Here is a 6,788-nt window from a genome sequence, read left to right as displayed (position 1 = left end):
GTCGGCCGTCGGCGCGGCCACGTCGCCCACCGCCTCCTCCCCTCCGGACGGCCGGGTCGCGGATCCGCTCCGGCTCGTCCGGCCGCTGCCGGCGGGGTGGGTCGAGGTCGGCCCTCTCGTGGCCACCGCGGTGGCTGACGCCGCGGACGCCGGCCACGAACTCGCGGCGTGCGTGATGGCGATCGACTCCCCCGACGAGCGCGTCGTGTGTGCCGGCGGCGACGAGCCCCGCTACGCCGCGTCGGTCATCAAGGTGGCCTACGCGGTGGGGGCGCTCGAGGCGTGGGAGGCCGACCCGTCGGCGCAGACCCCGTACGGCCGGCTCGGCGACCTGCTCGAGGCGGCCATCACCGTCTCGGACAACGACGCCGCCAACGTGCTGTACGACCTCTCTGTGGACGGCCCCGCGGCGCCCGACACCACCGACCCCGTCACCGCGCTGGGCGACATCGCCGACCGCGTGGGCCTGGCCGACCAGTTCCACACCGGCGGCGCGTTCCGCTACGAGTGGACCGGCGACTGGAGCCACGTCACCCCCCTCGGCAGTGTCCGCTACCTGGCCGAACTCGTCCGCGCCGCCGACGGTCGTGCTCCGCAGGGCGAGGCGCTGACCTCGCCCGCCGTGGCCCGGATCGTGCTGGACACGATGCTCGCGCAGGAGCGGCGGTGGAAGCTCCCGGACCGCCTGCCCGCGGGGACGGTCGCCAACAAGACCGGCGAGACCGACACCGAATCGCACGACATCGCCGTGGTGAACACCGCGAGCGGCCGCTATGCGATCGCCGTGATCGCCTCCGCGGACGGGATGTCCAACGGCCCCGACGAGGTCACGGCCGACCTCGGACACGACGTGGTGACCGCGCTGGGCGGTGCGGTGCGGTTCTGAGGCGGCCGTGCTGCCCGGACGCCGCGCTGCCTAGACTCTGCGGCATGAGTTCCCGCGCGATCACCGCACTCACCCCCCGCGGCCGGGTGGCCGTGGCCGTCTCCCGGCTGGCGACCTGGGCGTCCCGGGTGTCGGGGCGCGGGTCGGGCGGGATGATCGGCGGCCTCGTGGCGCTGAAACTCGATCCGGGTCTCATGCGCCAACTCGCGGCGGGCCGGCGAACGGTGCTGGTCACGGGGACCAACGGCAAATCGACGACGACGAGGATGGTCGCCTCCGCCCTGTCGACCGTGGGCCGGGTCGCCTCGAACACCGGCGGCGACAACATGGACGCCGGGATCGTCTCCGCCCTCGTGGCCGACAGTGTGGCCGGGTTGGCCGCCATCGAGGTGGATGAACTCCACACGCCGGCCGTCGCGGAGAACACCTCCCCGGAGGGGATCGTCCTGCTCAACCTCAGCCGGGATCAGCTCGACCGGGTGGGCGAGATCAACGCTATCGAGCGGCGGCTGCGGGCCGGGGTGGCCGCTCAGCCGCAGGCCACGGTGGTGGCGAACTGCGACGACGTCATGATCACCTCTGTGGCCTACGACAACCCGGCGGTCGTGTGGGTGGCGGCCGGGTCGGCGTGGGCGGGTGACTCGGTGAGCTGCCCGCGCACCGGGGAGCCGATCACGCGGACGATCGACGAGACGGGCGCGGTGCGGTGGCGGTCGACCGGCACCCTGCCCGACGGCCGGGAGTTCGCGCGGCCCGAGCCGGACTGGTGGGTCGACGACGAGGCGATCCACGGCCCCGACGGATTCACGGCTCTCCTGTCCCTGGCGATACCGGGGCGGGCCAACCGCGGCAACGCGGCCCAGGCCGTGGCGGCCGCGGTGGCGATGGGCGCGGACCCGGCCGCCGCGGTCCGGGCGGTCGAGCAGGTCGACGACGTGGCCGGCCGCTACTCGACGGTCGACGTGGACGGGCGGTCCGCGCACCTGCTGCTGGCCAAGAACCCGGCCGGCTGGCAGGAGGCGCTCGGCATGATCGACACGTCCGCCGACGGCCTGGTGATCGCGGTGAACGGGCAGGTCGCCGACGGTGTGGACCTGTCATGGCTGTGGGACGTGCGGTTCGAGAGCTTCGAGGGCGTGACCGTGTACGCCTCGGGCGAGCGGGCGGCCGACCTCTCGGTGCGGCTCACCTATGCCGGGGTGCGCCACGAGCTGGAGCCGGATCCGCTGGCGGCGATCCGGCACTGCCCCCCGGGGCGGGTCGAGGTGCTGGCCAATTACACGGCGTTCCGTGACCTCGGGCGGGCCATGGCCGCCGCCGGGCACCGTCCCGTCGACGCGGACCAGAAGGAGCAGTGACGATGAGCGAGCATCACGCCGGCGAGAGCAACCCGGACCCGCGTGACGCGGGGGCCCGTCGGGAGGGGGCGTCCGCCTCCCCGCTGGACACCGTCGCCGCGGACTCGGCCCGGCCCACGGAGTCGACGGTGCGGATCGGTCTGGTCCTGCCCGACGTCATGGGCACCTACGGCGACGACGGCAACTCGCTGGTCCTGCGGCAGCGGCTCAGGTGGCGCGGCTACGACGCCGAGATCGTGCGGATCACCCTCGAGGACGCCGTCCCCGACTCGTGCGATCTCTACACGGTCGGCGGCGGCGAGGACGCGGCGCAGAAGCTCGCCTCCCGCCATCTGTCCGCATCGCCGGGTCTACAACGCGCGGTGGAGCGCGGGGCGCCGGTGCTGGCGATCTGCGCCGGCATGCAGGTGTTCGGTGAGTGGTTCGTCGTCTCGGACGGCTCGCGCGCGCCCGGGCTCGGCCTGCTGGACGTCACCACGTCTCCGCAGGCGACCCGCTCGATCGGCGAGCTGGTGGTCGCGCCGCAGGTCACAGGGCTGACGCAGCCGCTCACGGGTTTCGAGAACCACATGGGCGCCACCGTGTTGGGCCCCGACGCCGCTCCCCTGGGCCGCGTCACCTCCGGTGTAGGCAACGGCGTGCCGGCCGGTCAGTCGGTTCCTGCGGGCGGGCTGGTCGAGGGCGTGGTCCAGGGCTCGATCATCGCCACCTACATGCACGGGCCGGTGCTGGCCCGCAATCCCGAGCTGGCCGACCTGCTGCTGTGCCGCGCGCTGGGCGTGGACTCGCTGCCGCCGGTCGAGGTGCCGGCGGTGGAGCGGCTGCGCCGGGAGCGGATCGCGGCCGCCCGGCGCTAAGCAGCTCCTCCGCCGATCGCCTGCGCCGCCCGCCGCTGATCAGCGACGCTGTGGATCTGCGCCGCCCGCCGTTGACCAGCTACTGCGCCGGGAGCGGAGCGCCGCCGCTCGCGGGCTCGTCCCTTCGGCATCGAGCCCGTCCCGCCACCTATCGGATGAAACTCCACCTATGGGGCCCCGTAGGCGTAGCGCGATCCGATAGGCGGCGTTGCGGGAGAGGTGGCGTCGCGGGTTGAGGTGGCGTTGCGGGCTGAGGTGGCGTTGCCGGCCCAGGTGAACGCACCGCGGCCCGTGGCCCGTCGCCCATGGCCCGTGGCTGCCCGGCGCTCGGCCCGCCTACGCCTCGGGGGTGGCGCCGGAGTCCGCGCCGCGAATGCCGGGCGGGCCGGGTTCGCTGGCATACCCTCGGACGCATGTGTGAACACCACGGCACCGCCACCCTCACCGGGTCCGTGACCCCTCCCGATCCCGCCGTCGAGGCGGCGCAGGTCCGCGCGATGTGGGAGCCACTCGGACTGCCGGGCATCATCGACGTGCACACGCACTTCATGCCCCCGCGGGTGATGGCCAAGGTGTGGGACTACTTCGATGCCGCCGGGCCCAAGATCGGCCGTCCCTGGCCCATTACCTACCGCGAGGCCGAGGACGAGCGGGTCGAGCGGCTGCGGTCGTACGGGGTGCTGGCGTTCTCGTCGATGCTGTACCCACACAAGCCCGACATGGGCGCGTGGCTCAACGCGTGGTCCGCGGAGTTCGCCTCACGGCACCCCGATTGCCTGCACACGGCGACGTTCTTCCCCGAGCCGACCGCGGGTGCCTACGTCCGCGATGCCGTCGATGCCGGGGCGCGGGTGTTCAAGTCGCACATCCAGGTGGGCGAGTACGACCCCCGGGATCCGCTACTGGACCCGGTGTGGGGCGTGCTGTCCGAGGCGCAGGTGCCGACGGTCATCCACTGCGGTTCGGGCCCGGTGGCGGGAGAGTTCACGGGTCCTGACCCGGTGGCCGCCGTGCTCGAGCGCTTTCCCGAGCTGCCGCTGATCGTCGCCCACATGGGCATGGGCGAGTACTCGGACTTCCTCGATCTGGCCGAGCGGTACGAGAACGTCTATTTGGACACCACGATGGCCTTCACGGACTTCGTGGAGGAGACCATGCCCTTCCCGCCTGCCGAGCGTGCTCGGCTGGCCGACCTGGGCCACAAGGTGCTCCTGGGCACCGATTTCCCGAACATCCCGTACCCGTACGCCCACCAGCTCGCGGCCCTGGCCGGGCTCGGGCTGGGCGAGGACTGGCTACGGGCGGTGTGGCACGGAAATGCCGCGCGGCTCTTCGGTCTCTGACTCCGTGCCCGGGTAGCCGATCTCCGGGTCCTTCGCGGGATCGGCCGGGGCCGAGGCGCCCGTGTCCGGGGCGGGCACGGCCGGCTGCGCGGGGTCGACCTGTTCGGGCCGCAGCACGCCGCCCGATCGCGCCGGCTGCGCGGGGCCACCGGAGAGGATGCGACGCCCGGACAGCGCGCTGCCCAGGGTGAGCTCGTCGGCGAACTCCAGGTCGGCGCCCATGGGCAGGCCGGAGGCCAGGCGGCTCACGATGAGGTCGGGGAACGGTCGCAGGAGGCGGGCCAGGTAAGTGCTGGTCGCTTCACCGGTGGTGTTGGGATCGGTGGCGATGATGATCTCGGCGATCTCCTCGCCCTCCACCTCGGCCCCGACCCGCCGCATGAGTCCGGCGATGCGTAGTTCGTTGGGTCCGATGCCGTTGATCGGGTCGAGCGCGCCGCCGAGCACGTGGTAGAGCCCGCGGAACTCCCGGGTGCGCTCGATGGCCTCGATGTCCTTGGGCTCCTCGACCACGCAGATGAGGGTGGGGTCGCGGCGGGGATCGGAGCAGATACGGCAGCGCTCGGCCGCCGCGACGGTGCCGCAGACCTCGCAATAGGTGACGCCCTCCACCACCGCCTGCAGCGCGGAGCGGAGGCGTTCGACCGACTCGGGCTCGGCCTGCAGCAGGTGGAACGCCAGGCGCTGCGCGGACTTCGGCCCGATGCCCGGCAGCTTGCCGAACTCGTCGATCAGGTTCTGGACCGGTCCCTCGTACATCGCGCTTTCCTGTGTTCTTGCTGGCCGGCGACGGTTGCGTCGTCGGGTGGCGGGGCCCCGGGGCGCCCCGGCCCCGGGTGGCGGGACCCGGTGCACACCGGGTCCCGCGGGCTCACATGCCCAGGCCGCCCATCATGTCGCCGAGGCCGCCGCCGGAGGCGAGCGGGCCGAGGCGGGACTCCGCGAGTTCCTGCACCTTGGTGTGGGCGTCGCCGAACGCGCCGACGAGCAGGTCCTGCAGCGTCTCGACGTCCTCAGGGTCGACGACCTTCGGGTCGATGGTCACGCCGGTGACCTCGCCGGTACCGCGCATGGAGACGGTGACGAGCCCGCCGCCCGCCTGACCGTCGACCGTGCTCGCGGCGATCTCCTGCTGCGCCTCGGCGAGCTGGGCCTGCATCTGCTGGGCCTGCTGGAGCAGGGCGTTCATGTCGGGTCCGGGCTGCATGGCTGGGGTCCTTTCGGCGGTGTGCGGGCGGTGGTGCGGTCGTGCCTGGTCCTGCCGGGGCGGCCCCGGTCGGTCGACGTCCAGCGTAACCGTCAGCTGGGACACCGTGCCCCGGCGCGCGGCGGGCCGGGTGGGTCAGCGCTCGAGCGGACGGGCCCCGAGGTGCTCCTTGAGCAGGGCCAACGCGATGTCCTCGCCGGTGCGGTGGTCGAGATTCTGGGGGCCGCTCCGTGCCTCGTCGACCATCTCGTCCTCGCTGACCGGCGGCGGGGGCGGGCTGTCCGGTTCGCCCGGCTCGGGATCGGGTTCCTCGGGCGGAGGCGGGATGTCGTCGTAGCCACCCGGACCGCCGGCTCCGCTCTGCGTGGCGTCCGCGGCGCGGAGACGACGTTCCCAGCCCCGCGGCTCACCCTGTCGGGGAGAACCGGGGGCGTCAGTAGGGCCCGCGGAGGACCCCCGCCCGGGTTCTGGTGGAGCCGCCTCCGGGGCGGCCGGGGTGCCTCCGGCACCTGCGGGCGCGCTTCCGGAGGTGCAGCGGATGGTCCAGTCGCCGCCCACGACCTCCGTGATCGAGTCCGTGATCGCGGTCGCGTTGTGCGGTTGGGACAACCGCTTGGCCAGTGGCGCGTAGTCGTGGACCAGGTGGATCACCCGGCCGTCCACGCCCGCGACCGTCGCGCCGGCGAGCATCACCTCGACCGTGCGGGTGCGGGTACGGACGGCCTCGCGGATCGCCGGCCACGCGCGGCGGATGTCCTCGGCCTCGATACCGGGAGCCGAAGCCGCAGCCGCCGGCTGTCCGGGTTCGGGCGCGGCCTCGGGGCCCGACTCGGGATCGGTGGGCGTCGGCGACTGCGAGCCCGGGGCGGAGGACTGCTGCGCGGGCTGCGACGGGGCCCCCGGCTCGAGCTGCTGAGCGGGACGGTCCCGCCACGGGTCGTCGGTCTCCGCCGCCGATCCCGCGTCGGGCGCGGGAGCGGGAGGGGGAGCGGGTGTCGGCTCCGCCGACGGGCGGTCCGTGCGCGACGGGCTGCCCGAGTCGGGACGGGCAGGAGCCTGGGCGTGGACGTGGGCGTGCGGCTCCGGGGCCTGGTCTTGCGGCTCCCGGCTGGACACCGCCGGCTGCCGCGGATCCGG

Annotated in this window: 5 protein-coding genes and 2 pseudogenes; 4 read left to right on the top strand and 3 right to left on the bottom strand. The window is 73.7% G+C overall.

The features are described from left to right. From HMPREF3086_RS00915 to HMPREF3086_RS00900, 4 genes are all read left to right on the top strand, one after another. On the top strand, nt 1–886 hold an 886-nt coding region (locus HMPREF3086_RS00915; protein WP_070719732.1), incomplete at its 5' end, for a serine hydrolase. Nucleotides 887–930: 44 nt separating this feature from the next. After that, complete coding sequence (locus HMPREF3086_RS00910) at nt 931–2,244, top strand: MurT ligase domain-containing protein (RefSeq protein WP_070719731.1); 1,314 nt, start codon at nt 931–933, stop codon at nt 2,242–2,244. After that, entirely contained in the window at nt 2,241–3,101 is an 861-nt protein-coding gene (locus HMPREF3086_RS00905) for a type 1 glutamine amidotransferase (RefSeq protein ID WP_109148554.1), read from the top strand. Before HMPREF3086_RS00910 ends, HMPREF3086_RS00905 begins: the two co-directional genes overlap by 4 nt. Before the next feature lie 413 nt (nt 3,102–3,514). Further along, a complete protein-coding gene (locus HMPREF3086_RS00900) occupies nt 3,515–4,444 on the top strand; it encodes an amidohydrolase family protein (protein ID WP_181365934.1) in 930 nt (309 codons plus the stop codon). Nucleotides 4,445–4,597: 153 nt separating this feature from the next. Here HMPREF3086_RS00900 and recR read toward each other — a convergent pair. The 3 genes and pseudogenes from recR to HMPREF3086_RS00885 all read right to left on the bottom strand — a co-directional run. Beyond that, a pseudogene (gene recR / locus HMPREF3086_RS00895) lies at nt 4,598–5,203 on the bottom strand (recombination mediator RecR); the annotation flags it as partial. A 112-nt stretch (nt 5,204–5,315) separates the two neighbouring features. Next, complete coding sequence (locus HMPREF3086_RS00890; protein WP_007632582.1) at nt 5,316–5,651, bottom strand: YbaB/EbfC family nucleoid-associated protein; 336 nt, start codon at nt 5,649–5,651, stop codon at nt 5,316–5,318. 135 nt (nt 5,652–5,786) lie between these two features. Beyond that, nucleotides 5,787–6,788 (bottom strand): annotated as a pseudogene (locus HMPREF3086_RS00885) (DNA polymerase III subunit gamma/tau); the annotation flags it as partial.

This window comes from Dietzia sp. HMSC21D01 (assembly GCF_001815995.1).
In the GTDB taxonomy this organism is placed as follows: Bacteria; Actinomycetota; Actinomycetes; order Mycobacteriales; family Mycobacteriaceae; genus Dietzia; species Dietzia cinnamea.
The sequence above is the reverse complement of the archived record's forward strand: the minus strand, read 5'-3'. Positions and strand labels throughout refer to the sequence as shown.